Annotated in this window: 31 protein-coding genes; all 31 read left to right on the plus strand. The window is 28.2% G+C overall.

Annotation, left to right across the window (positions count from 1 at the left end; translation table 11 throughout):
- Positions 1–98 precede the first annotated feature (98 nt).
- The 31 genes from VC03_RS02435 (at position 99) to VC03_RS02585 (ending at position 25,055) form a co-directional block, all read left to right on the plus strand.
- Complete coding sequence (locus tag VC03_RS02435; protein WP_046328510.1) at positions 99–707, plus strand: O-methyltransferase; 609 nt, start codon at positions 99–101, stop codon at positions 705–707.
- A complete protein-coding gene (locus VC03_RS02440) occupies positions 704–1,966 on the plus strand; it encodes a glycoside hydrolase family 10-like protein (protein ID WP_052727657.1) in 1,263 nt (420 codons plus the stop codon). Before VC03_RS02435 ends, VC03_RS02440 begins: the two co-directional genes overlap by 4 nt.
- On the plus strand, positions 1,966–3,927 hold the full coding sequence (uvrB, locus tag VC03_RS02445) for an excinuclease ABC subunit UvrB (RefSeq protein WP_046328511.1): 1,962 nt from the start codon (positions 1,966–1,968) through the stop codon (positions 3,925–3,927). The genes VC03_RS02440 and uvrB overlap by 1 nt, the downstream gene beginning before the upstream one ends.
- Positions 3,927–5,114 carry an exodeoxyribonuclease VII large subunit gene (xseA, locus tag VC03_RS02450; RefSeq protein ID WP_046328512.1) on the plus strand — a complete coding sequence of 396 codons (1,188 nt, stop codon included), beginning with the start codon at positions 3,927–3,929 and terminating at the stop codon, positions 5,112–5,114. The genes uvrB and xseA overlap by 1 nt, the downstream gene beginning before the upstream one ends.
- A complete protein-coding gene (locus VC03_RS02455; protein ID WP_046328513.1) occupies positions 5,114–5,599 on the plus strand; it encodes a deoxycytidylate deaminase in 486 nt (161 codons plus the stop codon). Before xseA ends, VC03_RS02455 begins: the two co-directional genes overlap by 1 nt.
- A gap of 101 nt (positions 5,600–5,700) precedes the next feature.
- Positions 5,701–5,919, plus strand: a complete 219-nt coding sequence (gene infA, locus VC03_RS02460; protein ID WP_046328514.1) for a translation initiation factor IF-1 — start codon at positions 5,701–5,703, stop codon at positions 5,917–5,919.
- Positions 5,920–5,932: 13 nt separating this feature from the next.
- Positions 5,933–6,046 (plus strand): 50S ribosomal protein L36, encoded by a 114-nt coding sequence (rpmJ, locus tag VC03_RS02465; RefSeq protein WP_046328515.1) that lies wholly within the window; start codon positions 5,933–5,935, stop codon positions 6,044–6,046.
- 157 nt (positions 6,047–6,203) lie between these two features.
- Positions 6,204–6,569: a 30S ribosomal protein S13 gene (gene rpsM / locus VC03_RS02470; protein ID WP_046328516.1), complete on the plus strand. Its 366-nt coding sequence runs from the start codon at positions 6,204–6,206 to the stop codon at positions 6,567–6,569.
- 22 nt (positions 6,570–6,591) lie between these two features.
- The gene (gene rpsK, locus VC03_RS02475) at positions 6,592–6,978 is read left to right on the plus strand and encodes a 30S ribosomal protein S11 (protein WP_046328517.1); all 387 of its coding nucleotides are present in this window, start codon (positions 6,592–6,594) and stop codon (positions 6,976–6,978) included.
- 26 nt (positions 6,979–7,004) lie between these two features.
- Positions 7,005–7,592: a 30S ribosomal protein S4 gene (gene rpsD, locus VC03_RS02480; RefSeq protein WP_046328518.1), complete on the plus strand. Its 588-nt coding sequence runs from the start codon at positions 7,005–7,007 to the stop codon at positions 7,590–7,592.
- A 47-nt stretch (positions 7,593–7,639) separates the two neighbouring features.
- Complete coding sequence (locus VC03_RS02485; RefSeq protein WP_046328519.1) at positions 7,640–8,596, plus strand: DNA-directed RNA polymerase subunit alpha; 957 nt, start codon at positions 7,640–7,642, stop codon at positions 8,594–8,596.
- A 22-nt stretch (positions 8,597–8,618) separates the two neighbouring features.
- A complete protein-coding gene (gene rplQ, locus VC03_RS02490) occupies positions 8,619–8,993 on the plus strand; it encodes a 50S ribosomal protein L17 (protein WP_046328520.1) in 375 nt (124 codons plus the stop codon).
- A gap of 43 nt (positions 8,994–9,036) precedes the next feature.
- Entirely contained in the window at positions 9,037–9,483 is a 447-nt protein-coding gene (locus VC03_RS02495) for a GNAT family N-acetyltransferase (protein ID WP_046328521.1), read from the plus strand.
- A 127-nt stretch (positions 9,484–9,610) separates the two neighbouring features.
- Entirely contained in the window at positions 9,611–10,045 is a 435-nt protein-coding gene (gene mraZ / locus VC03_RS02500; protein WP_226869150.1) for a division/cell wall cluster transcriptional repressor MraZ, read from the plus strand.
- An 8-nt stretch (positions 10,046–10,053) separates the two neighbouring features.
- On the plus strand, positions 10,054–10,968 hold the full coding sequence (gene rsmH, locus VC03_RS02505) for a 16S rRNA (cytosine(1402)-N(4))-methyltransferase RsmH (RefSeq protein WP_046328523.1): 915 nt from the start codon (positions 10,054–10,056) through the stop codon (positions 10,966–10,968).
- Between the two features lie 5 nt (positions 10,969–10,973).
- A complete protein-coding gene (locus VC03_RS02510) occupies positions 10,974–11,297 on the plus strand; it encodes a hypothetical protein (RefSeq protein WP_046328524.1) in 324 nt (107 codons plus the stop codon).
- Positions 11,298–11,495: 198 nt separating this feature from the next.
- Positions 11,496–14,507 carry a pullulanase gene (locus VC03_RS02515; RefSeq protein ID WP_052727658.1) on the plus strand — a complete coding sequence of 1,004 codons (3,012 nt, stop codon included), beginning with the start codon at positions 11,496–11,498 and terminating at the stop codon, positions 14,505–14,507.
- A gap of 81 nt (positions 14,508–14,588) precedes the next feature.
- Complete coding sequence (locus tag VC03_RS06535) at positions 14,589–14,972, plus strand: helix-turn-helix domain-containing protein (RefSeq protein ID WP_052727659.1); 384 nt, start codon at positions 14,589–14,591, stop codon at positions 14,970–14,972.
- Entirely contained in the window at positions 14,969–15,370 is a 402-nt protein-coding gene (locus VC03_RS06540) for an ImmA/IrrE family metallo-endopeptidase (protein WP_052727660.1), read from the plus strand. Before VC03_RS06535 ends, VC03_RS06540 begins: the two co-directional genes overlap by 4 nt.
- Before the next feature lie 76 nt (positions 15,371–15,446).
- Positions 15,447–16,607: a M20 metallopeptidase family protein gene (locus tag VC03_RS02530; protein ID WP_052727661.1), complete on the plus strand. Its 1,161-nt coding sequence runs from the start codon at positions 15,447–15,449 to the stop codon at positions 16,605–16,607.
- Positions 16,601–17,959 carry a 23S rRNA (uracil(1939)-C(5))-methyltransferase RlmD gene (gene rlmD / locus VC03_RS02535; protein WP_046328526.1) on the plus strand — a complete coding sequence of 453 codons (1,359 nt, stop codon included), beginning with the start codon at positions 16,601–16,603 and terminating at the stop codon, positions 17,957–17,959. The genes VC03_RS02530 and rlmD overlap by 7 nt, the downstream gene beginning before the upstream one ends.
- A gap of 1 nt (position 17,960) precedes the next feature.
- Complete coding sequence (plsY, locus tag VC03_RS02540) at positions 17,961–18,551, plus strand: glycerol-3-phosphate 1-O-acyltransferase PlsY (protein WP_046328527.1); 591 nt, start codon at positions 17,961–17,963, stop codon at positions 18,549–18,551.
- A gap of 8 nt (positions 18,552–18,559) precedes the next feature.
- Positions 18,560–19,555: an NAD(P)H-dependent glycerol-3-phosphate dehydrogenase gene (locus tag VC03_RS02545; protein WP_046328528.1), complete on the plus strand. Its 996-nt coding sequence runs from the start codon at positions 18,560–18,562 to the stop codon at positions 19,553–19,555.
- A 9-nt stretch (positions 19,556–19,564) separates the two neighbouring features.
- Positions 19,565–20,398, plus strand: coding sequence for a sigma-70 family RNA polymerase sigma factor (locus tag VC03_RS02550; protein WP_046328529.1), 834 nt, complete (start codon positions 19,565–19,567; stop codon positions 20,396–20,398).
- Positions 20,385–21,494: a DNA polymerase III subunit beta gene (dnaN, locus tag VC03_RS02555; RefSeq protein ID WP_046328530.1), complete on the plus strand. Its 1,110-nt coding sequence runs from the start codon at positions 20,385–20,387 to the stop codon at positions 21,492–21,494. The genes VC03_RS02550 and dnaN overlap by 14 nt, the downstream gene beginning before the upstream one ends.
- A gap of 16 nt (positions 21,495–21,510) precedes the next feature.
- A complete protein-coding gene (locus tag VC03_RS02560; protein ID WP_046328531.1) occupies positions 21,511–22,059 on the plus strand; it encodes a PTS sugar transporter subunit IIB in 549 nt (182 codons plus the stop codon).
- A 52-nt stretch (positions 22,060–22,111) separates the two neighbouring features.
- A complete protein-coding gene (locus VC03_RS02565) occupies positions 22,112–22,882 on the plus strand; it encodes an LCP family protein (protein WP_052727662.1) in 771 nt (256 codons plus the stop codon).
- 15 nt (positions 22,883–22,897) lie between these two features.
- The gene (locus VC03_RS02570; RefSeq protein ID WP_046328532.1) at positions 22,898–23,698 is read left to right on the plus strand and encodes a Cof-type HAD-IIB family hydrolase; all 801 of its coding nucleotides are present in this window, start codon (positions 22,898–22,900) and stop codon (positions 23,696–23,698) included.
- A gap of 90 nt (positions 23,699–23,788) precedes the next feature.
- Positions 23,789–24,541, plus strand: a complete 753-nt coding sequence (gene tpiA / locus VC03_RS02575; protein WP_046329254.1) for a triose-phosphate isomerase — start codon at positions 23,789–23,791, stop codon at positions 24,539–24,541.
- A gap of 8 nt (positions 24,542–24,549) precedes the next feature.
- A complete protein-coding gene (locus VC03_RS02580; RefSeq protein WP_046328533.1) occupies positions 24,550–24,750 on the plus strand; it encodes a preprotein translocase subunit SecG in 201 nt (66 codons plus the stop codon).
- Positions 24,751–24,776: 26 nt separating this feature from the next.
- Positions 24,777–25,055 carry an HU family DNA-binding protein gene (locus VC03_RS02585; protein WP_046328534.1) on the plus strand — a complete coding sequence of 93 codons (279 nt, stop codon included), beginning with the start codon at positions 24,777–24,779 and terminating at the stop codon, positions 25,053–25,055.
- The last annotated feature ends 17 nt before the right edge of the window (positions 25,056–25,072 follow it).

Raw genomic sequence — 25,072 nt, forward strand, 5'->3', positions numbered from 1 at the left:
TCACTCCTCGTTTTTTTACCATAATTATATTATAAATACAAAAAATTTTCAAATTCTTTTAAATGTGTGATATAATTTATTAAGAATGGAGAAAAAACGTGATAGAGAATTTTTTAGAAGCTAGCATTTATGCAAGAGAGCTTTTTATTGACGATGAAGAAATACTAAGTATTAAAGAAAAAGCATTAGATGATAATGTCCCTATAATAACCGATGAGGTATTAGCGTACATGATATATATGATAAAGTTATTAAAACCTAAAAATGGGTTGGAAATAGGTACAGCAGTTGGTTATTCAACATACTATTTATCAAAATATATGAAGACAACAACAATAGAAATTGATGAAGAAAGATATAATATTGCAAAAGAAAACTTAAAAGGTAGAAATGTAGATATGTATCTAGGTGATGCCTTAGAAGTTTTACCTAGTATAGATCAAAAATTTGATTTCATTTTTATTGATGCTGCAAAAGGTAAGTATAAGGATTTTTTCGATCTTTGCTATGAGAAATTAAGCGATAATGGTCTCATATTTATAGATAACCTATTATTCAGAGGTTATGTAACAGGGGATGAGTATCCTAAGAGATATAAGACTATTGTTAGAAATTTAAAAGAATTTGTTAAATATTTAAGGAAATATAATTTTGTGCTATTACCATTTGGTGATGGTGTAGGATTAGTAAGAAAGGATGAGAAATGAAAAATAAAATAAAAATTTTATCTTCAATAGGGATATTAATGTTTTTAATGTCTTGTTCTACAACAAAACCTGATTTAGTAGAAATAGTAGGAAAAAGAAAAACAGAAAATATTTCTAATTTAGAAAATAATAGAATATTAAATGATAAAGAATTAGAAAGTAAGGTATTTGACAGAAAGTATAGAAATGTTAATAAGAATTTAAGAGGTGTGTGGGTTAGTACAGCATTTAATCTAGATTTTCCACATACAACTCCATATAATATGCAAAAACAAAAAGAAGAAATAGATGAAATAGTAGCAAATACAAAAAAATGGGGATTAAATGCAATATTCCTACAAGTTAAACCTTTTGATTCTGTAATATACCCATCAAAAGAACATCCATTTGATAAAAGTATAACAGGGTATAAGGGAGCAGATCCTGGTTATGATGTATTACAATATTTCATAACTAAAGCACATGAAAATGGAATAGAACTACATGCATGGTTAAATCCATACAGAGCAACTCCTACAACAGACTTATCTAAAGTTTCTAGTAAAAATGTAGCTAATTTACACAAGGATTGGGTATTTAGTTATGGTGGAAAATATTATCTAAATCCAGCTAAAAGAGAAGTTGTTGAAAGATTATACAAAAATATAGAAGAAATTGTTAAAAACTATGATGTAGATGGACTACATTTAGATGACTACTTCTATCCTTACCCATATAATGGTGAAAAATTACCAGAATTTGATAGAAAAGAATTTGAAGCACAAAATAAATATGCAACAATAGGAGATTTTAGAAGGGCAAATGTCGATGAATTAATAAAGAATTTATCAGTTTCAGTACATAAAATAAAGCCAAGACTATCATTTGGTATAAGCCCATTTGGAATTTACAGAAATATTTCTAGTGATGAAAGAGGATCATTTACATCTGGACTTCAAACATATGATACACTATACGCAGATGTAGTTAAATGGATGGAAAATGGATGGATAGATTATGTAGCACCACAAATATATTGGAAAATTGGAAACAAAGCAGCCGATTACGCTACATTAGTTAATTGGTGGTCAAACATTTCAAGAAAAACTGATACTCCTTTATACATAGGAGAAGGTGTATATAAAGAAGATACATGGCCAAAAGGTGAAATTAAAAGACATGGAGAATTTAGAAAGAAAACTCCTAATGTAGATGGATACATACTATTTAGATATGGAGTACTTAAGAAAAACCCTAGTATAGTAGAGGATATACGATAATGGACTTTAAATTACATTCAAAATTTAAACCCACAGGTGATCAGCCTAAGGCTATAAAGTTTTTATGTGAAAATTTAAAAAATGGTATATATGAGCAAATCTTGTTAGGTGTTACAGGTAGTGGGAAGACTTTTACTATTGCAAATGTAATAGAAAAGTTAAATAGACCAGCATTAATCCTAGCACCTAATAAGACTTTAGCTGCACAGTTGTACAATGAGTACAAAAAGTTTTTCCCAGAAAATGCAGTTGAATATTTTGTATCATATTATGACTATTATCAACCAGAAGCATATATACCAAGCACAGATACATATATAGAAAAAGATTCTAGTATAAATGATGAAATAGACAAGCTACGTCATGCTGCAACAGCAGCACTATTAAATAGAAGGGATGTAATAATAGTTGCATCCGTTTCTGCTATATATGGGTTAGGTTCTAAAAAGGCATATAAAGAAAACTCTATACCCATTGATGTTAGTGTTGGTATAAAAAGAAGTGACTTTATTAAAAGATTGATAGATTTAAGATATGAGAGAAATAATGTAGTCTTAGAAAGAGGTAAATTTAAGGTTAAAGGAGAAGTAATAGATGTTTTACCTCCATATCAAGAAACAGCCTATAGATTTACTTTTTTTGATGAAGACTTAGAAAGTATTTCTGAAATAAATGCAATAAGTTGTAAGAAAATTAAGAGTGTAAAAAGAATTACAATAATGCCTGCTACACACTATTTATCAGTTCTTGATAAAGAAGATATATTTAATGAAATAAAAGATGAGCTAAAAGATAGGGTTAACTTCTTTGAAAAAGAAAACAAGATATTAGAAGCACAGAGAATAAAGCAAAGAACTGAATATGATATGGAAATGATAAAAGAAATAGGATATTGTAAAGGCATAGAAAATTATTCAAGATACTTAAGTGGTAAAAATCAAGGTGAAGCACCTGATACATTATTAGAATATTTCCCAAAAGACTTTCTTCTATTTATAGACGAATCCCATATTACAGTACCACAAATAGGGGGTATGTATAATGGAGACCATGCAAGAAAACAAGTTTTAATAGAAAATGGTTTTAGACTACCATCTGCTTTTGATAATAGACCACTAAAAAAAGAAGAGTTCTTTGATAGAATAGGTCAAGTTGTGTATGTTTCAGCTACACCGAGTGACTATGAATTAAGTCATGCTAAAAATGAAATAGTTGAACAGTTGATAAGACCTACAGGTATAACAGAACCTAAGATAATTATTAAAAAAACTAAAAATCAGGTTGATGATTTATTAGATGAAATACAGTATGAGATAAAAAATAAGAGAAGAGTACTAGTTACAACTCTAACTAAAAAAATGGCTGAAGAATTAACTTCATACTATTTAGAATATGGTCTAAAAGTTAAGTATATGCACTCAGAAATAGATACAATAAAAAGGGTGGAAATAATTAAGGGACTAAGAAAAAAAGAGTTTGATGTATTAATTGGTATAAACTTATTAAGAGAAGGTCTTGATATACCAGAAGTAGGACTTGTTGCAATATTAGAAGCAGATAAAGAAGGTTTTTTAAGATCTAGAAGATCTTTAATACAAACAATGGGTAGAGCAGCAAGAAATGTAGATGGGCGTTGTATACTTTATGCAGATATAATGACAGATTCTATAAAAGAATCGGTTAAAGAGGTAGAAAGAAGACGAAAGTATCAAGAAGAATATAATACAAAGAATGGAATAATACCTAAAAATACTATTAATAGTGAAATAGACTCTCTAAATGGTATTATTGAACAGGAAGACACTAAGCAAGAATTTAATAGTATAGAAGAAATAAATAGTCGTATAAAGAAATTAGAAGTGCGTATGAAGGAATTTTCAAAAGATTTAGACTTTGAAAATGCAATAAAAGTAAGAGATGAAATTAAGTATTTAAAGAATGTATTAATGGAGTTGATGTAATGGAAGTATATACAGTAAGTCAAATTAATGCTATTATAAAAAACTATGTAGAAAGCAATGAGTTTTTTAGAAGTGTATGTATAGAAGCAGAAGTATCAAATATTACATATCAATTAAAACATATGTATATGAGTTTAAAAGATAGTAATGCTAGAATAAAATGTGCTTGTTTTAGTTATAGATATAATGATATACCACTAGATCTAAAAGAAGGAGATAAAGTTAAGGTATATGGTGATATAAATGTATATTCAGTTGATGCAAGTGTACAAATAATAGCTAAAAGAGTAGAAAAACAGGATATGCTGGGTGAGTTATACAAAAAATTAGAACTATTAAAAAAAGAATATCAAGAAAAAGGGTATTTTGATGAAGGTATAAAAAAGAAATTACCTAGTTTTCCTAGAAGAATAGGAGTTGTTACATCAGACACAGGAGATGCTATAAGAGATATTATTAGAAATACACATAATAGAGATCCTAAAGTAGAGATAATTCTGTACCCAGCAAAAGTTCAAGGTAAGGATGCAGAGTATAGCATAGCAAGAGGAATAGAGTTTTTTAATAAACATAAAGAATTAGAAGTTGAATGCCTAATAATAGGAAGAGGTGGAGGAAGTATAGAAGATTTATGGGCCTTTAATGAAAGAGCTGTAATAGAGGCTGTTCATGAATCAAGTTTACCTATAATTTCAGCAGTAGGACATGAAGCAGATAACTTGTTATCAGACTTAGTAGCTGATAAAAGAGCTTCTACACCCACACATGCACCTCATTGTTTAATTAAGAATAGAAAAGACATAGATGAAAAATTAAATGAGTATAAAAAGAGATTAGATAATTTATTAGTTCAAAGAGTAAAATTAATGAAAACTAGGTTAGAAAGTATAGAACAAAGCTATATAATACAAAAATTCTATGAAAACACTATTTTAAATAGACAACAAAGACTAGATGAAATTAATTCTAAATTAGATGATAATATCTCAAAATATTTATACGAAAAAAGAGTTTTACTTGAAAAGATAAGACTTAATACAGAAAAGTATGATAATATGAGTATATTAAAAAGAGGGTATACTGTAACTTATGTAGACGGTAAACTATTAAAAGAAACGAAAGTTAAAAAGGGGAGCATTTTAAAGACAGTTAGTTCAAACGATGAAGTTATTAGTGAGGTGAAATAATGTATAAAAGAGAAGGATATATTTCATGGGATGAATATTTTATGGGATTAGCTTTTTTATCAGGAAAAAGAAGTAAAGATCCTGTTACACAAGTTGGTGCTTGTATAGTTAAAGATAAGAAGATTATAGGTATAGGTTATAATGGTTTTCCTAAGGGAAGTGATGATGATGAATTGTCATGGGGTAAAACAAGTAATAATATTTTAGATACTAAATACCCTTATGTAGTTCATGCAGAATTAAATGCTATATTAAATAGTATAATGAAATTAAATGGAAGTACTATTTATGTAACACACTATCCATGCAATGAATGTGCAAAAGCAATAGTGCAATCTGGAATAAGTAAGGTTGTATATTATTCTGATAAGCATAAACATCACGAGTTAACAAAGGCTTCTACAATAATAATGGAAAATGCAGGAATAGAAATACAAAAGTATGAAGAAAGAGATCAAGAAATTTTAATAAAATTTTGTGATTAAAAAAATCTAGAAAACACTAGATTTTTTTTGATATGTGTGATATACTGTAAAAGTTGCATACATATGTAACGTTTTTATATTATATGATTCGAGGTGATTTAATGGCTAAACAAGATGTTCTAGAACTAGAAGGAGAAATATTAGAAGCTCTTCCAAATGCTATGTTTCAAATAAAACTTGAAAACGGGCATACAGTGTTAGGACATATATCAGGTAAAATGAGAATGAATTACATTAAAATTTTACCAGGTGATAAGGTAACTGTAGAAATATCACCGTATGATTTATCGCGTGGTAGAATCGTATACAGAAAAAAATAAAGGAGGTTTTCAGATGAAAGTTAAAGCATCTGTTAAATGTATTTGTGACAAATGTAAGATTATTAAAAGATCTGGCGTTGTTAGAGTAATATGTGAAAACCGTAAACATAATCAAAAACAAGGATAGTAATATTAAAGAACATTATTGATAATTTTTATACATACCTAGTAGATATAAAAATTGTAAAGATATGTTTGGCCGTAGAGCTTATTCTTATCGCTGATTATTTAAGGTAATAAGGCATATTGAAGAAGGTAATATCGAAATTAAAGGAGGAAAAAATTTGGCTAGAATAGCAGGAGTGGATATACCAAGAAACAAAAGAATTGAAATCTCACTTACATACATTTTTGGTGTAGGTAGAAGTACTTCAAATGAAATATTAAAAAAAGCTGGAGTAGACAAAGACATTAAAGTTAAGGATTTAACTGAAGAAGATTTAGGTAAAATCAGAAAAATAATGGATGACTACAAAATTGAAGGTGAACTAAGAAAAGAAATTAGACTTAACATAAAGAGATTAACAGATATAAAATGTTATAGAGGTCTAAGACATAAAATGGGATTACCTGTAAGAGGTCAAAAGACTAAGACAAATGCAAGAACAAGAAAAGGTCCAGCAAGAATGGCTGTAGCTAAGAAGAAATAAAAGGAACAGGAGGAAAGCGTAAGTGGCTAAGAAAACAGTAGTTTCAAAGAAGAAAAAAGCAAAAAACATACCTAATGGTATTGCATATATACATTCAACTTTCAATAATACAGTTGTTACTATTACAGATACAGAAGGTAAAGTAATAGCTTGGAAATCAGGAGGTACTTCAGGATTTAAAGGTACTAAAAAAGGAACTCCATTTGCAGCACAAATAGCAGCTGAACAAGCAGCTCAAGTGGCTATAGATAATGGAATGAAAAAAATCGAAATAAAGATTAAAGGGCCTGGATCTGGAAGAGAAGCTTCAATAAGATCTATACAAGCAACTGAATTAGAGGTAACAAGAGTAGTAGATATAACTCCAGTGCCTCACAATGGTGCAAGACCACCTAAGAAAAGAATATAATTTAGGGTAAGGAGGAAAATAAACAGATGGCAAGAAATATGCAACCAGTTCTAAAGAAATGTAGAACACTTGGATTAGATCCAGTAGCATTAGGAGTAAATAAAAAATCAAATAGAAATATTAGACCAAATGCAAATAAGAAATTAACAGAATATGGAACACAATTAAGAGAAAAACAAAAGGCAAAATTCGTATATGGAGTTATGGAAAAACAATTCTACAAATTATATGAAGAAGCAACAAGAAAAGAAGGAGTTACTGGTGAGTTACTACTTCAATATCTTGAAAGAAGATTAGATAATGTAGTTTACAGATTAGGTTTAGGGTCAACAAGAAGACAAGCTAGACAATTAGTAAACCATGGACATATATTAGTAAATGGTAAAAAAGTTAATATTGTATCATATAGAGTAAAACAAGGAGATGTTATCGAAGTTAGAGAAAGCTCTAAAGATTTAGAAGTAATTAAGGAAGCAATAGGTAAGAGAACTATACCTGGTTGGTTAGAACTTGATGAAACTAAAAAGATTGGAAGAGTTTTAGAAGATCCAACTAGAGATGTAGTTGATTTTGAAGTTGATGAAGCAATGATAATAGAATTCTATTCTAGATGATAGTTTGTGTAGTTAGTTTATTAAATCAATGCAAGGAGTGATTTAGCTTGTTAAATATAGAAAAGATAGCTAAGAATATTAAGTTAACGGAAGAAAAGGTAAATCAATACTCAGCAATTTACACATTAGAACCTTTATATAGAGGATATGGTAATACAATAGGAAATGCTTTAAGAAGAATTTTATTATCGTCAATACCTGGATCTGCTATAAAGGGTATTAAAATAGATGGTGTTTTAAATGAATTCACAACTTTAGATGGTGTAAAAGAAGCTGTTACTGATATTATTTTAAATGTTAAAGAAATAATAATAGAGCTTGATGAACCCGGTGAAAAAAGAATGTCGTTATCAGTTAAGGGTCCAAAAGTTGTAACTGCAGCAGATATAAAAACAGAAATGGGAATAAATATAATAAACCCTGATCAAGTTATAGCAACTTTAACAACTGACAGAGAATTCAATATGGAATTTTTAGTAGATTCTGGAGAAGGATTCGTAGTTTCAGATGAAATTGATAAAGAAGGTTGGGAAATAAATTTCTTGGCAATTGATGCGATATATACACCAATAAAAAAAGTAAATTATATAGTAAAAGATACAATGGTTGGACGTGTAACTAATTATGATAAGTTGATACTTGAAATAGAAACAGATGGAAGTGTAGAAATACATGATGCACTATCATATGCAGTTGAACTATTAATAACACACGTAAATCCATTTACAAATATTGGAAATTCAATGTCTAAATATAGAAAAGATGACGAAGAAGAAGAATTAGTTGCACCAAGAGGTGAAATAAATTCTTATGCAGATTTAAGAATAGATGAATTACAATTATCTGTTAGAGCAAGTAATGGTTTAAAGAGAGCTAAAATAAATACTATAGGAGATTTATCTAAGATGAGTTTAGCTGAACTTGAAAAAGTTAAGAATCTAGGTAAGGTATCACTAAAGGAAATTATTGAAAAGCTTAAGGAATACGGCTTTAACATCGAATAAGAGATTGGAGGGTAGACAGTAGATGAATCATAGAAAATCATACAGAAAGCTTGGGAGAAGAACTGATCACAGATTAGCAATGTTAAAAAATATGACAATTTCTCTAATAAAAGCTGAAAGAATCGAAACAACTGTAACAAGAGCAAAAGAATTAAGAAAATTTGTAGAAAAATTAATAACTTTAGGAAAGAAATTTAATTCAACTGATGAAGTTGCAAAACAAATACATTTAAGAAGACAAGCATTTGCATTTTTAAGAAATGAAGAAGCTGTAGTTAAAGCATTCAAGGAAATAGCACCTAAATACATGGAAAGAAACGGTGGTTATACTAGAATAGTTAAGACTGATGTTAGACGTGGAGATTCTTCTGAAATGGCAATAATCGAATTAGTTTAATTATACAAGTGCTTCGAATGAGGCACTTTTTTTTGGGGGAATAATGCAAGTAAGTATAAGAAATATTGAAGAAAGTGACAGATCACTTTATTTACAATTTGCAGATACCTTCTATAATTCTAGTGCATGTTTACACACAGTGCCAGCAGAAAATTTTGAAAAATCATTTAATTTTATGCTACATAGCAAAGTATACGCAGAACTATTTATGATAGAATGTGATGATGAGGTTATAGGTTACTGTATGATATCAAAGACATATTCACAAGAAGCTGCATCTATGGTCCTATTAGTAGAAGAATTGTACATAGTAGAAGAACATAGATCAAAAGGTGTAGCAACAAAAGTATTTAAATATTTATTTGATAAATATGGAAAATTTGGAAGAATTAGACTAGAAGTAGTGGAAGATAATTATAGGGCAAGAAAGTTATACGAAAGATTAGGATTTGAATATCTTAACTATATGCAAATGATAATTGATAGATGAAATATAAAAAACATAGCGATGATAAAAAAAGTCGCTATTTTTTTTGTAAAAGACTTGATTTTTAAAAAAAAATGTAGTATAACTTTACTAGGTGGATAAAAGTGGTGAATTGTGGAGGAAGTAGGTGATGACGATGCTATTTATGGGTGAATATAATTGTAAGATAGATAGTAAGGGAAGAATAACATTTCCAGCTAAGCTAAGAGAACAATTAGAAGGTCAAAATTTCGTCATTACTAGAGGTCTTGATAAGTGTATAGACCTATTCCCTATGGACAAATGGAATGAAAAAATGAAAAAATTAGAAAACATTAAAACTACTGACATTAAACAAAGAACCTATGTTAGATTTCTTTTATCTGCAGCCACTGAATTAGATTTTGATGCACAAGGTAGAATAAATATACCTCAATCATTAAAAACTTATTCTGAACTAGAAAAAGAAGTAGTCGTTATAGGTCAAAATGGTAGAATGGAAATATGGTCTAAGAGTAGATGGGATTCATTTATGAGCGATTCACTAGAAAATATTGCAGATATTGCACAAGAGCTTGACTTATAGGAGGAAGAATGTATCATAAACCAGTACTTTACAATGAAGTTATGGAAAATATTGTAAATGATAAATATATGACATATGTTGATTGTACACTAGGTGGTGGAGGACATTCTGAGGGCATACTTAAAAGAAGTAAAGGCTATTTAATAGCGATAGATCAAGATAGCGATGCAATAGAATATGCTACTAAAAGACTTAGTGAGTATAAAGACAGACTTAAGATATTTAAGAATAATTTTAAAGATATTAAGTATGTAGTATATATGGCAGGATATGAAAAAGTAGATGCAATTTTGATGGATATTGGAGTTTCATCATATCAATTAGATGATGCCAAAAGAGGATTTTCATACAAGTATGAAGCAAGGCTAGATATGAGAATGAATAAAGATTTAAAAGTTTCTGCTTATGAGGTAATTAATGATTTTACTGAAAAGGAGATAGCTGATATCATATTCAAATATGGACAAGATCCTAAAGCAAGAAGAATTGCAAAATATATATGTTTTGAAAGACAAAAGGGAGAAATAAAGACAACTACACAATTAGCGGATATAGTAATTAGGGCAGTTGGTAAAAAGATGAAAAAACATCCTGCTAAAAGAACATTTCAAGCATTAAGAGTATTTGTTAATAGTGAATTAGATGTATTGAAAAAAACAATAGATGATGCGATAGAATTATTAAATCCAGGTGGAAGGTTGTTAATAATTACATTTCAGTCATTAGAAGATAAGATAGTAAAAGAAAGATTTAGATATTATGAAAACCCATGTATATGTCCAAAGGATATACCTATATGTGTATGTGGCAAGAAACCTATGGGAAAGATAATAAATAAAAAGGCAATATGTGCATCAGAAAAAGAATTAAAGGAAAATAACAGGGCACATAGTGCACAATTAAGAATATTTGAAAGGATTTGAGAGTTATGTATAGAACTAGAACAATAAATAGGGTAAGAAGTAGAAAAGTATTAAGGGTATTTGGTGTTGCAGTACCAGCAACAGTACAAGAAATAAGTGTTAGTGTACTATTAGTATTATCATTTACTGTAGTTAATATTTTTTCATACTCTTCACTATATGCTAGTGCTAGACATAATGAAATGCTAAAAGAACAATTGGTAGCACTTAAAAAAGAAAATTCTAGTTTAGAAGAAACTAAGGCAAATATGGTTAATATTAAAGAAATACAAAATAAGGCAGAATCACTTGGCTTTGTTCATAATAATTCTGTTAACTATATTAAGTAGATTTCAATATCTACTTTTTTTTTACTCTCATTGTTCTATACAAGGATTATACAATAAAAAAATTCCATTGTCAATAAACTTTTTAATAAAAAGTTTACTAAGAATAAATAGCAAGAAAAGACTAAAATAATGTACTTTTTTAAAATTCAAGATATAATAAATATGTAGGATACAAAAACATTGAAAGGAAGTAAACAGATGAAAAAGTTTGGTTTTGCTATAATATCTCTTTTATTAGCATCTAATGTTTTTTTTACAAACATTTCATATGCAGATAATGTAGCTAATACTCAAAGTATTACTAATAATAAATCTACAAAAATAGAAGAAGGATATATTAGAATACATTTTGAAAATATTAAAAATGGTACAGGTTTATGGATTTGGGGAGGTGTCGATAAACCAAGTAATGATTGGCCTAATGGTCAATTAAAGTTTGACTATAGTAAAAAAGATGCTTATGGTCAATATATAGATGTTAAAAAGAGTGCTAAATTACAAGATATAGGCTTTATAGTCTTAAGTGGAGGTAATAAGGTACACGAAAATGATAAGACTATAAAATTACCTAGTGAAAAAATAAATGAAGTTTGGGTTGATAGTAACTTTAATGTACATCTAGATGAACCACTTAAAGAAAAGAATATATTTAGAATATACTATAAAAGAGCTGACAAAAATTATTCTAAGTTACAACTATGGGCATGGGACGATGTAGATGTTAAATTAGGTGAATGGCCAAATGGACTAGATTTTAAGCAAGGTAATGGACAAATTTATGTAGATGTAAAATTAAAAAAAGATGCTAAAAAGATAGGATTTTTAATACTAGATAGAAAGAAAAAAGATGATAATTGCAAAGTCTTTAGTGATGACTTTAAATTTGAAGATGTAGAAAATACAAAACAAATATTTATTAAAGATTTAGATAAAAATATTTACAATAACCATTACTATATCAGTGATGTAAGATTATTAAAAGTTACTCAATTAAGTGAAGCTAAACTTAATTTAGCCTTTACAACATTAAAAAATACTGGACGTGAAGATATTAAGGATAAGTTAAAAGTATTTGATAAAAATGGTAAAGAAGTTAAAATAGATGATATTGATATAGAAGGTAATAACTGTGTAATAAAGGGTGAATTTAATGATAAAACTGGTCCATACACAGTAAAATATGATGATAACAGTATCAAATCTGAAAAAGGTTGGCAATTTAAAGATAATATGTATAGCTATGATGGACCATTAGGAACATACTTATCTAAAAATGGTAGTGTAGTAGATGCGTATCTATGGTCACCTAGTGCTGATAGTGTAAAAATATTAATATATGATAAAAAAGATGTAAATAAGTTAGTTGAAAGTGTAGAACTTGAAAAAGGTAAAAGAGGAGTATGGCACAAAAAATTAACTTCAAATAAGGAAATAAGTAATTATACAGACTATTTATACAGCTATGAAATAACTAGAGGTAATGAAAAGGTAATGGCATTAGACCCATATGCAAAATCTTTAGGAGCATGGAATAAAAGCAGTAAGCAACAATTTGCAAAAGCAGCCTTTGTAAATCCAGATAAAATTGGTACTAAATTAAATTTTGCTAAAATAAAGGGATATAGAAATAGAGAAGATGCTATAATCTATGAAGTACATGTAAGAGATTTCACTTCAGATAAGAACCTTAAATTAAAAGCACCTTATGGTACTTTTAAGGCGTTTATAGAAAAATTAGACTACCTAAAAAAATTAGGTGTAACACATATACAATTACTACCAGTTTTAAGTTGCTATAATATAGATGAATCAAATAGAAAAAGATCAGATGATTATTTACAAAAGAAAGCAAACTATAACTGGGGATATGATCCACAAAACTACTTCTCATTATCAGGAATGTATTCAACTAATCCAGATAATCCAGAAACACGTATAAAAGAATTTAAGGATCTTGTAAATGAAATACATAAAAGAGGTATGGGTGTAATATTAGATGTTGTGTATAACCATACAGCAAATGTAGATATTTTTGAAAACTTAGAACCAAAATATTATCATTTTATGACAAAAGATTCTAAGCCAAAAACAAATTATGGTGGTGGAAGATTAGCAAGTACACACTATATGACAAGAAGACTAATGTTAGATTCAATAAAATATTTAATGAATGAATACAAGGTTGATGGATTTAGATTTGACATGATGGGTGATCATGATGCATTAACTATGGAAAAAATAGCAGATGAAGCTACAAAGATAAATAAGAATGTATTGATTCTAGGAGAAGGATGGAAAACTTATGTTGGTGATGATGGTATAAAAGTTAAACCATCTGACCAAGGATTTGTGAATGAAACAAATAGTGTTTCAGTGTTCTCAGATGATATTAGAAATGCTTTAAAATCAGGATTTCCTGATGAAGGTAAACCAGCATTTTTAACAGGTAAAAAAGAAAATATTAATAGAGTGTTTAATAATATTAAAGCAAATCCTACTAACTTTTTAGCAGATGATCCAGGAGATGTAATTCAATACATAGCAGCACATGATAACTTAACTTTATTCGATACAATAGCTGTATCAACTATGAAAGATCCAGGCAAGAAAGAAGATTTTGCTGAAATAGAAAAAAGAGCCTTATTAGGTAATATGATAATATTAACTTCACAAGGTATACCATTTATACATGCAGGACAAGAATATGGAAGAACAAAGCAATATAAAGTAAATGTACCAGATAAAAATTCAATAGAAAAATTATTCTATGTACAAGGATTTAAATATCCATGCTTTAACAAAGATTCATATAATGCACCAGATGCAATAAATCACATAGATTGGGAAAGAATAAAAGATAGTAGAATGGTTCCATATGTAGAAGGGTTAATAAAGATAAGAAAATCAAGTGATGCATTTAGATTAACAACTAAGAAAGATGTAGATAAAAATGTTAAATTAATTGCAAATAGAACAACTGATAATGCAATAGGTTATGAAGTTAAAGGAAAGAAAGATATCTTTGTTGTATTTGTTAACGCAGATAATGTAGAAAGAGAATTTAAATATGATAAGTTAAAGAATGCAAAAGTATTAGCTGATCAAAATAGTGCAGGTACAACTAGAATTATTAGTCCAAAAGGTGTAAAAATTAAAGGCGATAAGATTATACTAGCACCATTAACAGGAACAATATTAAAAATTAAATAAGTATACTGGAGAGCAACTTTTTTTTAAAAAAGTTGCTTTTTAGTAAAAAATATAGTAAAGTATAGTAAAGTAGGTGATATAGTGAATATAGGGGAAAGAATAAAGAAAATACGTAAACAAAAGAAATTAACACTTGTAGAATTGGGTGAAAAGATAGGTTTAAAAAAATCTACAATTTCACGTTATGAAAAAAATGACATTAATATACCTAGTGATAAGCTAGAAAAGATAGCTCATGCATTGAATGTTAGTCCACAATATTTATTAGGCTTTGAAGAAGTGCAAAATGATATTGATACAAGTATGTTATCAGATAGTCAATTAAAAGAATTAGATTTAATATTATCAACTAATAATATTATGTTTTTTAAGGGGAATAAGAGTAGTAAAGAAAGCTATGAAATGCTAAAAAACTCTATTACTAAGGTATATATTAATATGTTGAAGGATAATAACGAATTATGATAAAAGAAACTATAGAATTTTCACTGGAGTATAAAAAGGCTCACGGTAAAAGTATAGTAGGTATATTAAAAGATGAGGGTGTAAGTATAATAGAAGATGAGATAGGAGATATAGTTTCATATACTATAAAGATTAGGGATAAAAATATTATTGTAATAGATGAGAATTTAGATGAAATAGAGTACAACTTTGTTTTATGTCATGAATTTTATCATATACTAAAGCATGATGAAGTAAATAGATGTTTTAGTAATATTATGGGTACAGACAGGTTTGAAATAGAGGCTAATATTTTTGCTACCATATTCCTTAATCTAGAAAATTTTATGGATAATAGTACTAGAATTAATAGGACTATAAATTCAACTATATCAGTAATTAAGAATGCAGTAATTTAGCATTCTTTTTTGATATTAGTTTGAAAAAAATATAATTATTTAGTATAATAAGTTATAACTGTTTAGGAGTAAAAAGTTGAATAAAAAAATATTTTATATAGTTGAAAAAAATTTAGATTGGGTAATATCAACAAGAAGACATTTACATGAATACCCAGAATTAAGTGAAGAAGAATTTAATACACAAAAATATATAATTGATTTCCTTGAAAGTTATAATATTGAGTATGAAAAGATAGCTAATACAGGAATATATGCTCGTATAAGAAATGGTAAAGGACGTAAATTAGCATTTAGAGCAGATATGGATGCACTTCCATTAGTAGAAGACAATAACCTAGAGTTTAAATCTAAGAACAAAGGAGTTATGCATGCGTGTGGACATGATGTTCATATGGCAGTACAAATGGGGGTTATAAAATCATTAGTAGAAAACAAGGATTTATGGAAGGGTGAAGCTCATTTTTTCTTCCAACCAGCAGAAGAAACAGTTGGAGGAGCTAAAAGAATGCTAAATGAAGGTGCAAATAGAGAAAAAATTGATAATTTAATATCTTTTCATAGTGCACCAGAAATTAAAGCAGGGAAGATAGGAGTAAAATACGATAAATTACACGCAACATCTATGGTATTTACTATGGATATATTAGGTAAGGCAACTCATGGTGCATTACCTTTTAATGGTATAGATAGTATAGTAGTTGGTGCAAAGGTAGTTGACTATATTCAAACAATAGTTTCAAGAAGAATAGATGCAAGAGATTGTGCTGTAATAACTGTAGGTAAGTTTGAAGCAGGTACTGCTGAGAATATAGTAGCAGACAAGGCAACTCTTACAGGTACAGTTCGTACCTTAACACAAGATATGAAACAATACATATTAAATATATTTAAAACAGATTTAAAAAAATTTGTTGAATCTTTTGGTGCAAAATTAGAACTTCATATACGGGATAGCTATGCACCTGTTATTAATAACAAAGAATTTACAGATTTTTTGTATAAGAATGCAGTAGATATTTTAGGAAAAGATAATATTGAATTAATTAGTGTTCCAAGAATGGATGTAGAAGATATAGGGTTCTTCCTAGAAGAAATACCAGGTTCATTTTATAGACTAGGTGTTGCAGGTGATAAGTTTACTGAATTACATACAACTAACTTTATGGTCGATGAAACAGCTCTAAGAACAGGCTTATTAATACAATTAAAAAATGCATTGGAGTATCTATGTTAAAAGTAAATGATGTAATAACAGTAACTATTGAAAAAATTGTCTTTGGTGGTGAAGGTCTTGCTAGATATGAGGATATAGTTGTGTTTGTACCCATGTCATGTATAGGAGATAAATTAGAAGTTAAAGTAATATCAGTTAAAAAAACATATGTAAGAGCTTTAATTCAAAAAGTGTTAGTTCCATCAGAAGATAGAAAAGAACATAATAAGATAAGTTTTGAAGAAAATTCTGGTTGTGATTTTAATCATATAAAGTATGAAAAGCAATTGGAGTATAAGGATATTATGCTAAAAGATATGCTAAAGAGTATATCAAAACTTGATGTATCTAATATATATGAAAATATTATAGGTGCAAGTAATGTAACGAATTATAGGAATAAAGTGGCAACACCATTTTTTGTGCAAGATGGAAAGATAAAAGTAGGCTTTTACAAAAGAAAATCGCATACAAAATTTAGCATAGAAGAAGATTATTTAAAGTCTATAGTTGCAAGTAAAATAGAGGAAATAATATTAAAAGAATTAAATGATAATAAGTTTACAGTATATAACGAAGATACTGATACTGGTTTTCTAAGATGCCTTATAATCCGTAACAACACTAAGGGCGAAGCTATGGTTTGCATAGTTGTAAATAAAAATAAGGAACTAGATAAATTAAAAGTAGTTTTAAAAAAGGTTTATGATGAGGTAGATTTTCTTAAATCTGTTTATGTGTCTGTAAAAAATCAAAAGAATAATATAATACTTGGAGAAAAAAATATACATTTATTTGGTGATGAATATATAAGTGAAAATATATTTTCAATAGACTTTAAAATTTATGTTGATTCATTCTTCCAAATAAATATAGAACAAGTTAAAAAGCTATATAAGCTTGCAATAAGTTTTCTAGATAATACATCTAATGTTATAGATGCTTTTAGTGGTACTGGAACTATAGGAATGATATTAGCTAAAAATGTAAATAAGGTATATTGTATAGAAAGTGTTAAAAGTGCAGTATTATCTGGAAAAAAGACAGCTAAAAAGAATGATATAAAGAACATAGAATTCATATGTAATAGAGTGGAAAAAAGTATAGCTAGTATTTTAAGTAAAGATAAGATAGATAGTATAGTTTTTGATCCACCTAGAAAAGGTATAGAAGAAAGTGTAATAAAAGAGGTATGTAGTAATAATATTAGGCAAATAGTCTATATATCATGTGAACCATCAAGATTTGCACGAGACTTGAATATCTTTAGACAATTAGGATATGAATTAAAAAGAATTGCTTCAGTAGATATGTTTCCTAATACACATCATATTGAAAGTGTAGCATTAATAGAAAAAAAGAAAGAGGATTAAAGTGATTAAAGTTATATTATTAGTGTTTTCATATATTTTAGGTAGCATACCTAATGCATTATGGATAGGTAAAGTATTTAAAAAAGTGGATGTACGACAATATGGTAGTGGAAATGTTGGTTCAACTAATGCAGCAAGAGTATTGGGATATAGATATGGTATTATGACTTTAGTATTAGATATATTAAAGGGACTAATTCCAACATATTTGGGATATAAGTTTGGAGGTAATATAGGAATACTATGTGGAATGTTAGCGATAATTGGGCATACCTATTCTATATTTTTGAAATTTAAAGGTGGTAAGGCAGTTGCAACGACTGTTGGTGTTTTTATCGTAATATCACCATTTTCAATATTAACACTATTAGTTGTCTTTTTATTAGTTACAATAATAAGTGGATATGTTTCGCTAGGATCTATGGTATCAGCATCTTTACTTTTTATAGCAGTTTATTTATATAAAGGTAATATTTATGAGGTTATTTTTTCCTTGTTAATAGGAATTTTAGTTATATATAGACATAAATCTAATATAAAGAATTTATTAGAACATAAGGAAGCAAAATTTTTTGATAGGGTGAAAAAATAAGGAGTAATATGGAGAAAGTTTTAACAATAGGTGCTGGAAGTTGGGGAACAGCATTAACAATATTATTAGCTTCTAAAGGGTATGAATGTTATCTTTGGGAGCATGATGAAGAAAATAGAAAATTGTTGCGTAAGGATAGGGAAAATAAGACATTTTTACCAAATCATAAATTATTAGACAATATTCATGTAATAGATGATTTTAATGAATTTAGTGATGAATGTTCTGTTATTTTACTTGCTACACCTACACAATTTATTAGACCAGTTTTAAAGAATTTAAAGAAGTTAAAACCAGGTAAGATAATAGTAAATGTAGCAAAGGGTCTTGAAATTGGTAGTTTAAAGAGAATATCAGAAATAGTAAGTGAGGAATTAAAAGAAAAAAATTATCATTATGTTCATTTTGCAGGACCAACACATGCAGAAGAAGTATCAAATAAGGTGCCATCAGCGATAGTATCAGTTTGTGAAGAAGAAGAAATAGCAAAAAAAGTACAAAATATGTTTAGTACATCATATTTACGTGTATATACAGGAACAGATTTAATAGGAGCTGAGCTTGCAGGAGCATTAAAAAATTGCATTGCAATAGCTGCTGGTATATCAGATGGTTTAGGCTATGGAGATAATACAAAAGCTGCACTTATGACAAGAGGTATAGGAGAAATGATGATTATAGGTAAGTTCTATAACGCAGATCCTAAGACCTTCATAGGATTAACAGGGTTTGGTGACTTAGTTGTAACTTGTACAAGTAAATACAGTAGAAATAGATATTTAGGTGAAAAGATTGGTAGTGGTATGAGTGTAGATGAAGTCATGGGTCATATGAAGATGGTTTCAGAAGGTGCATATACAATAAAGGCTTTAAAGGAAATTATAGAAAAGAATAACTTAAGAACGCCAATTTTTATTGAGTTATATAACATATTGTATAATAATCAATCTACATCAACAATAACAGAAATATTTATGAATAGAAATTTAAGGTCAGAATTCTAGGAGGTTATTATGGAAGAACAAAATGAGTTAAATTTAATTTCCTTATATCTATCAGATTTAAGAAAACATGATTTACTCGATAAAGATGAAGAGCTTGAACTTTTAAGACGCATAAAAGAGAATAATGACGAAGAGGCGAAAAATAAGCTAATACTATCGAATTTAAGACTTGTAATTTCAGTTGCAAAAAAATCTTCTGGTAGTGGATTACCATTAATAGATTTAATAAGTGAAGGAAATTTAGGATTGCTTAAAGCAATTGAAAAATTTGATTGTAATAAGGGTCACAGATTTAGTACATATGCTGTTTGGTGGATAAGACAAGCGATAAAGAAGTCTATAATCAACATGGGACGTGATATTAGAATACCGTCATATAAGCATGAACAATTGGCTAAGGTTAATAAATTAATAAATGAATATACAACAGAACATGGTGAAAATCCACCTGTAGAGTACATAGCTAAAAAGTTAAATTTAAAGACAAGTAAAGTTGTACTTCTACTTAATGAGTTCCAAGATGTAATATCATTTAACGAAACAATAGGTGATAATATCTTCTTAGAAGATGTAATAGGAAAAGAAGATGATGTAGAAGATAATATCATTAAAGAAGAACAAATACATGAAATGCGTGACCTATTGGAAACAATATTGACAGATAGAGAAAGAGAAATTTTAGAATTAAGATATGGATTAAATAATACTAAGCATACTTTGAAAGAAATAGGAGAAATATTAAATATTACAAGAGAACGTGTAAGACAAATAGAAAAGAAAGCAATAACAAAATTAAAGCGTCACCTTGAAAAAGATAAAGGAGTGGAAGATGTTAGATATTAAAGTAAAAACTAAAGATTTTTTACGAGCTATAAGGATAGTTGAAAATGCCATAACTGATGATACTAAGGGTGGTATATATATTGAAACTACTGAGGATAATAAGTTAGAATTTAAAGCTATAGGGTATAATCTATTTATTAAATGTTATTGTGATGCTTTTATTATAAACGAAGGTAAAATATTAATTAAGCATAAATTAATAGAAGAATTCTTACGTAAGGTTAAAGATGAAGAAGTTGAAATAAAAGAAGAAAATAAAAAGATTAAATTAATCACTAGTGATAGCGTTTCAAATTATAGTCTGATAGAATATGAACAAACACAAGATATAGATATAATAAATGGAGTAGAATATACATTAGATAAGAAGACATTATTAGAAAATATAGAAAATACTCAATTTGCAGCTTCATCAGATATTGAAAAGCCAAAGATTAATTGTATTAAATTTGATGTTGAAGAAAAAACATTAAAATTAGTAGCAACTGATTCATATAGATTAATGTACAGAGAAGTTGAAATTTTAGAAAATGACACTAATGAAAATATTAGTGTAAGTATACCATTAAAAATTACGCAAGCATTACTTAAGATATTTAGAGAAACAACTTTAAATAAAGTGATATTTAGATCAGAAGGGACTAGAGTATTATTTAAACTAGATGATATAGAAGTAATAACAAAAGTTACTGAATTGCAATTTCCCGATTATGTTGGTATACTAAATAATGTAAAGGTGGATAAAAAAGTTAAGATCAACAAGTCCGATTTACATACAGCATTAGAAAAGGTTCAAATATTTGTAAGAGATAAAAAAGAAAAGAAAGACGTAGCAGAATTTTTGTTTACAGGAGATAAGTTAAGAATTTCAGGTTTTGGAGAATATGGTAGCACTAGTTCAGATGTGTTGATTGTTAAAGATTGTCCAGATATTAAAATTTATTTAAATGTTAAGTTCATAATTGAATATTTAGCATCTGTAAAAAATGCAGATATATTAGAAATTAATATGTCTGATGAAATATCAGCAGTGTTAATAAAGGAAGATGGTAATAAGAACAATAATGTATACTTAACAATGCCGCTTAAAATTTAATTTGAAAGGAGAATATATGTTTAAGTTTGGTAATAAGAAAGAAGATTACAAAGAAATTGCTGACAAGATTGTAAAGGGTTTAGGTGGAAGAGAAAATATTATCACAATTGACAACTGTGTTTCAAGATTAAGATTAGAATTACATGAAACTGCTAAAATCAATAAAGATGAATTGAAAGATGCAGGTGCAGTTGAAGTAATAGTACAAGATAAAAATTCAGTTCAAATTATTATTGGACCTAAAGTACAATTTATCGCTGAAGAAATGAAAAAGAAGGAATGTGCATGTTCTTCAAAAATAGAAACTGAATCTACAAGTAAAAAGGACTTTTCTGAAATAGCAAGTGAAGTAATAAAAGGATTAGGTGGAAAGGAAAATATTATTACAATTGACAACTGTATAACAAGATTAAGAATGGAATTAAGAGATTCTAACTTAGTTGATAAAGTAGTCTTAAAACAAGCTGGAGCAGTTGACACTGTTGTAGTAGACGAACATTCAGTACAAGTAATAATAGGGTCTGATGTACAAGAAGTAGCAGATGAAATGAGAAAACAAATATAAAATATAGCACAAGCGTGCTATATTTTTTCTTGATATGTTAGGGGGCAAGTAGTTGAAAATAAGAAGAGTAGTCCTATTATTAATAGTTATATTATTTATTTGGCTAATGTTGCCATATAATATATTAATACTAGGAAGTGACGCAAGAACTGAAAATTTAAAAGGGTCAAGAACAGATGGAATAGTTTTAGTAAAGGTTATACCTTTATTATTTACAATAAAAATGGTTTCTATACCAAGAGACTCATATGTAAGTATCTATGGTAAAGATAAATATGATAAAATAACACATGCTTTTGCTTTTGGTGGTAAAGAATGCAGTATCAAGACTGTTGAGAATTTTTTAGATACTCGTGTAAACTATAGCGTAGTATTTAGATTTGAAGATATAGTAAATATTACGGATATATTAGACGGTGTTGATATAGTATCAAACCATACATTTGTGCAAGACGGATGGAGTTTTAAGAAAGATCAAAAATATACAGTAAAAGGTGATAGTGCCTTAGCGTATGCAAGACATAGAAAATCAGACAGTGATTTTAAGAGAGAAGAAAGACAAAGACAATTAATGAAGAGTATAATATTCAAGTTAATAAGTCCAAGTGGAGTAAAAAAGATACCTAATGTATTTAGTTATGCATACAATAATATGCAAATTAGTTATAATCCTTTAAAGATTTTACCATCATTTTTAGGTTTATTTAACATACAACAATACGAAATAAAAGGAGAATCTACTAGAAAGAATGGAATATACTACTTTGTACCAAGCGAAGATAGTGTAAATGACATAAAAAGTAAATTTAAAATAATGATATAGGAGGATTAAGGATTTATGTATAAATTAATTGCAACAGATATGGATGGAACTTTATTGACAAATAAAAGTTTGATACCTGAAAATAATAAGGATGCTATAATAAAAGCACAACAAAAAGGATGTAAGTTTGCATTGGCTAGTGGTAGACCTATAGAAGCAATGAAATCTTTTGCAAAAGAATTAAAAATGAAAGATTATGAAGGATATATAGTAGCATTTAATGGAGGTCAAATATTTGATTGTAAGACAGAAGAAACAATATTCTTAAAGGGTCTATCAAGAGAAGATGTAATCTATTTCTATAATTTAGCAAAAAAACTTGGTGTAACAATAGTTACTTATATAGATAAATTTATTTATACTGATTGTATTAATGAATATAGTAAAATAGAGTCAAGAATAACAAAACTAGAATTAAAGGAAATAGAAGATATATATAAACTTGATTTAAGTGCAATTGTAAAATGTATGTTTATATCATCTGAAAGTAAGATAAAACAATGCTATGACAAATTAGCAAAAGAAATAGGTGATAAATACTATCTAGCAATATCAGATCCACACTTTATTGAAATAGCTAATAAAGATATAAGCAAAGGGGTAGCAATAAAAAAATTATGTGATATAATAAATATTAATTTAAACGATGTAATAGCTTGTGGAGATTCATACAATGATTTAGCAATGTTAGAAGAGGTTGGTTTACCTGTTGCAGCTGGTAACTCTAATGAGGATATCAAGAAAAAATGTAAATATACAGCAGTTACTAATGAAGATGGTGTTCTAGCAGATGTTATAGATAAATTTATAATCTAATTTTAAGTAGTGTGTATTATACTAATCCTTGCAATTAAGAAAAAAATATGATACACTTTACAAGTAAAATAGATAGTTGGAGGCATGATGATGAGAAAAACAATTATTGCAGGAAATTGGAAAATGAACAAAACTTGTTCAGAAACTAAAGAGTTTTTCACAAAACTTTTACCACTTGTAAAAGGATTAGATAGAAATGTTATAGTAGGTGTTCCATTTACATCACTACAAACTGCAGTTGATATGACAAAAGGTAGCATAATTAAGATAGCAGCAGAAAATATGAACCCAAAAGAAAGTGGAGCATATACTGGAGAAGTGTCACCTTTAATGTTAACTGATTTAGGTGTAGAATATGTAATTTTAGGTCACTCTGAAAGAAGAGCATACTATCACGAAACAGATGCATTTATTAACGAAAAAGTTAAGTCAGCTTTAAAACATGGACTTAAACCAATATTATGTATAGGTGAAAAATTAGAAGAAAGAGAAAAAGGAATAACTAAAGACGTTGTAAAAGAACAAATAGTTGAAGGTTTAAAAGGACTAAGTTCTGATGAAATGTTAAATGTAGTTATAGCATATGAACCAATATGGGCTATAGGAACTGGTAAAACAGCAACTCCAGAAATGGCTCAAGAAGTACATAAATTTATAAGAAACCTATTAGAATCTCTATACTCAAAAGAAGTAGCAAATGAAGTTACAATACAATATGGTGGTTCAATGAAGCCATCAAATGTTGTTGACTTATTAGCTCAAGAAGATATAGATGGAGGATTAATAGGTGGGGCAAGCTTAGACCCAGAATCATTTATTGAGCTTATTAAAGCTGGTAAATAGGAGGATATATGAACGGTTTATTCGTAGCATTCATGGTAGTTTTATCAATTATACTAGTAGCTGTAATATTAATGCAACCAGATAAAAGTCAAACTGTTGCTAAGACTGAAAGTATCTTAGACCAAGAAAAAGATGGAATAGAAAAATTTACAGAATATGTAGCAGTATTATTTTTAGTATCAGCAGTAGTTTACAGCGTTATTAGATAAAATAATTTTTAGGAGGATACAAAGAGATGTCAAAGAAGGAATTTGTAGAAGCATACGCAGCTAAAACAGGTGAAAGTAAAAAAAGATCTGAAGAATTAGTAAATGAATTTTTACAATTAGTAGAAGAAAGTTTAGTAGCAGGTAAGGATGTACAATTTGTTGGATGGGGAACATTTGCAACTAAAGATAAAGAAGCAAGAAAAGGAAGAAACCCTAAAGACGGTACAGAAATTGAAATACCAGCTAAAACAGTTGTTAAATTTAAAGTTGGTAAGAAATTAGCTGACGCAGTAAGTGCAAGATAAGTGAAGTATTCGGTGTA

Source organism: Sneathia vaginalis, assembly GCF_000973085.1.
Taxonomy (GTDB): Bacteria; Fusobacteriota; Fusobacteriia; order Fusobacteriales; family Leptotrichiaceae; genus Sneathia; species Sneathia vaginalis.

Bases quoted from the DNA above. Each gene is read 5' to 3' on its own strand.
- VC03_RS02560 (WP_046328531.1), top strand. From the start codon at position 21,511: ATGTTTAAGTTTGGTAATAAGAAAGAAGATTACAAAGAAATTGCTGAC.
- VC03_RS02515 (WP_052727658.1), top strand. From the start codon at position 11,496: ATGAAAAAGTTTGGTTTTGCTATAATATCTCTTTTATTAGCATCTAAT.
- rsmH (WP_046328523.1), top strand. From the start codon at position 10,054: ATGTATCATAAACCAGTACTTTACAATGAAGTTATGGAAAATATTGTA.
- tpiA (WP_046329254.1), top strand. From the start codon at position 23,789: ATGAGAAAAACAATTATTGCAGGAAATTGGAAAATGAACAAAACTTGT.
- xseA (WP_046328512.1), top strand. From the start codon at position 3,927: ATGGAAGTATATACAGTAAGTCAAATTAATGCTATTATAAAAAACTAT.
- rpsD (WP_046328518.1), top strand. From the start codon at position 7,005: ATGGCAAGAAATATGCAACCAGTTCTAAAGAAATGTAGAACACTTGGA.
- VC03_RS02440 (WP_052727657.1), top strand. From the start codon at position 704: ATGAAAAATAAAATAAAAATTTTATCTTCAATAGGGATATTAATGTTT.
- VC03_RS02570 (WP_046328532.1), top strand. From the start codon at position 22,898: ATGTATAAATTAATTGCAACAGATATGGATGGAACTTTATTGACAAAT.
- VC03_RS02550 (WP_046328529.1), top strand. From the start codon at position 19,565: ATGGAAGAACAAAATGAGTTAAATTTAATTTCCTTATATCTATCAGAT.
- rpmJ (WP_046328515.1), top strand. From the start codon at position 5,933: ATGAAAGTTAAAGCATCTGTTAAATGTATTTGTGACAAATGTAAGATT.
- VC03_RS02510 (WP_046328524.1), top strand. From the start codon at position 10,974: ATGTATAGAACTAGAACAATAAATAGGGTAAGAAGTAGAAAAGTATTA.
- VC03_RS02580 (WP_046328533.1), top strand. From the start codon at position 24,550: ATGAACGGTTTATTCGTAGCATTCATGGTAGTTTTATCAATTATACTA.
- VC03_RS02545 (WP_046328528.1), top strand. From the start codon at position 18,560: ATGGAGAAAGTTTTAACAATAGGTGCTGGAAGTTGGGGAACAGCATTA.
- mraZ (WP_226869150.1), top strand. From the start codon at position 9,611: ATGACGATGCTATTTATGGGTGAATATAATTGTAAGATAGATAGTAAG.
- VC03_RS02495 (WP_046328521.1), top strand. From the start codon at position 9,037: ATGCAAGTAAGTATAAGAAATATTGAAGAAAGTGACAGATCACTTTAT.
- uvrB (WP_046328511.1), top strand. From the start codon at position 1,966: ATGGACTTTAAATTACATTCAAAATTTAAACCCACAGGTGATCAGCCT.
- VC03_RS02585 (WP_046328534.1), top strand. From the start codon at position 24,777: ATGTCAAAGAAGGAATTTGTAGAAGCATACGCAGCTAAAACAGGTGAA.
- dnaN (WP_046328530.1), top strand. From the start codon at position 20,385: ATGTTAGATATTAAAGTAAAAACTAAAGATTTTTTACGAGCTATAAGG.
- VC03_RS06540 (WP_052727660.1), top strand. From the start codon at position 14,969: ATGATAAAAGAAACTATAGAATTTTCACTGGAGTATAAAAAGGCTCAC.
- VC03_RS02455 (WP_046328513.1), top strand. From the start codon at position 5,114: ATGTATAAAAGAGAAGGATATATTTCATGGGATGAATATTTTATGGGA.
- rlmD (WP_046328526.1), top strand. From the start codon at position 16,601: ATGTTAAAAGTAAATGATGTAATAACAGTAACTATTGAAAAAATTGTC.
- rplQ (WP_046328520.1), top strand. From the start codon at position 8,619: ATGAATCATAGAAAATCATACAGAAAGCTTGGGAGAAGAACTGATCAC.
- infA (WP_046328514.1), top strand. From the start codon at position 5,701: ATGGCTAAACAAGATGTTCTAGAACTAGAAGGAGAAATATTAGAAGCT.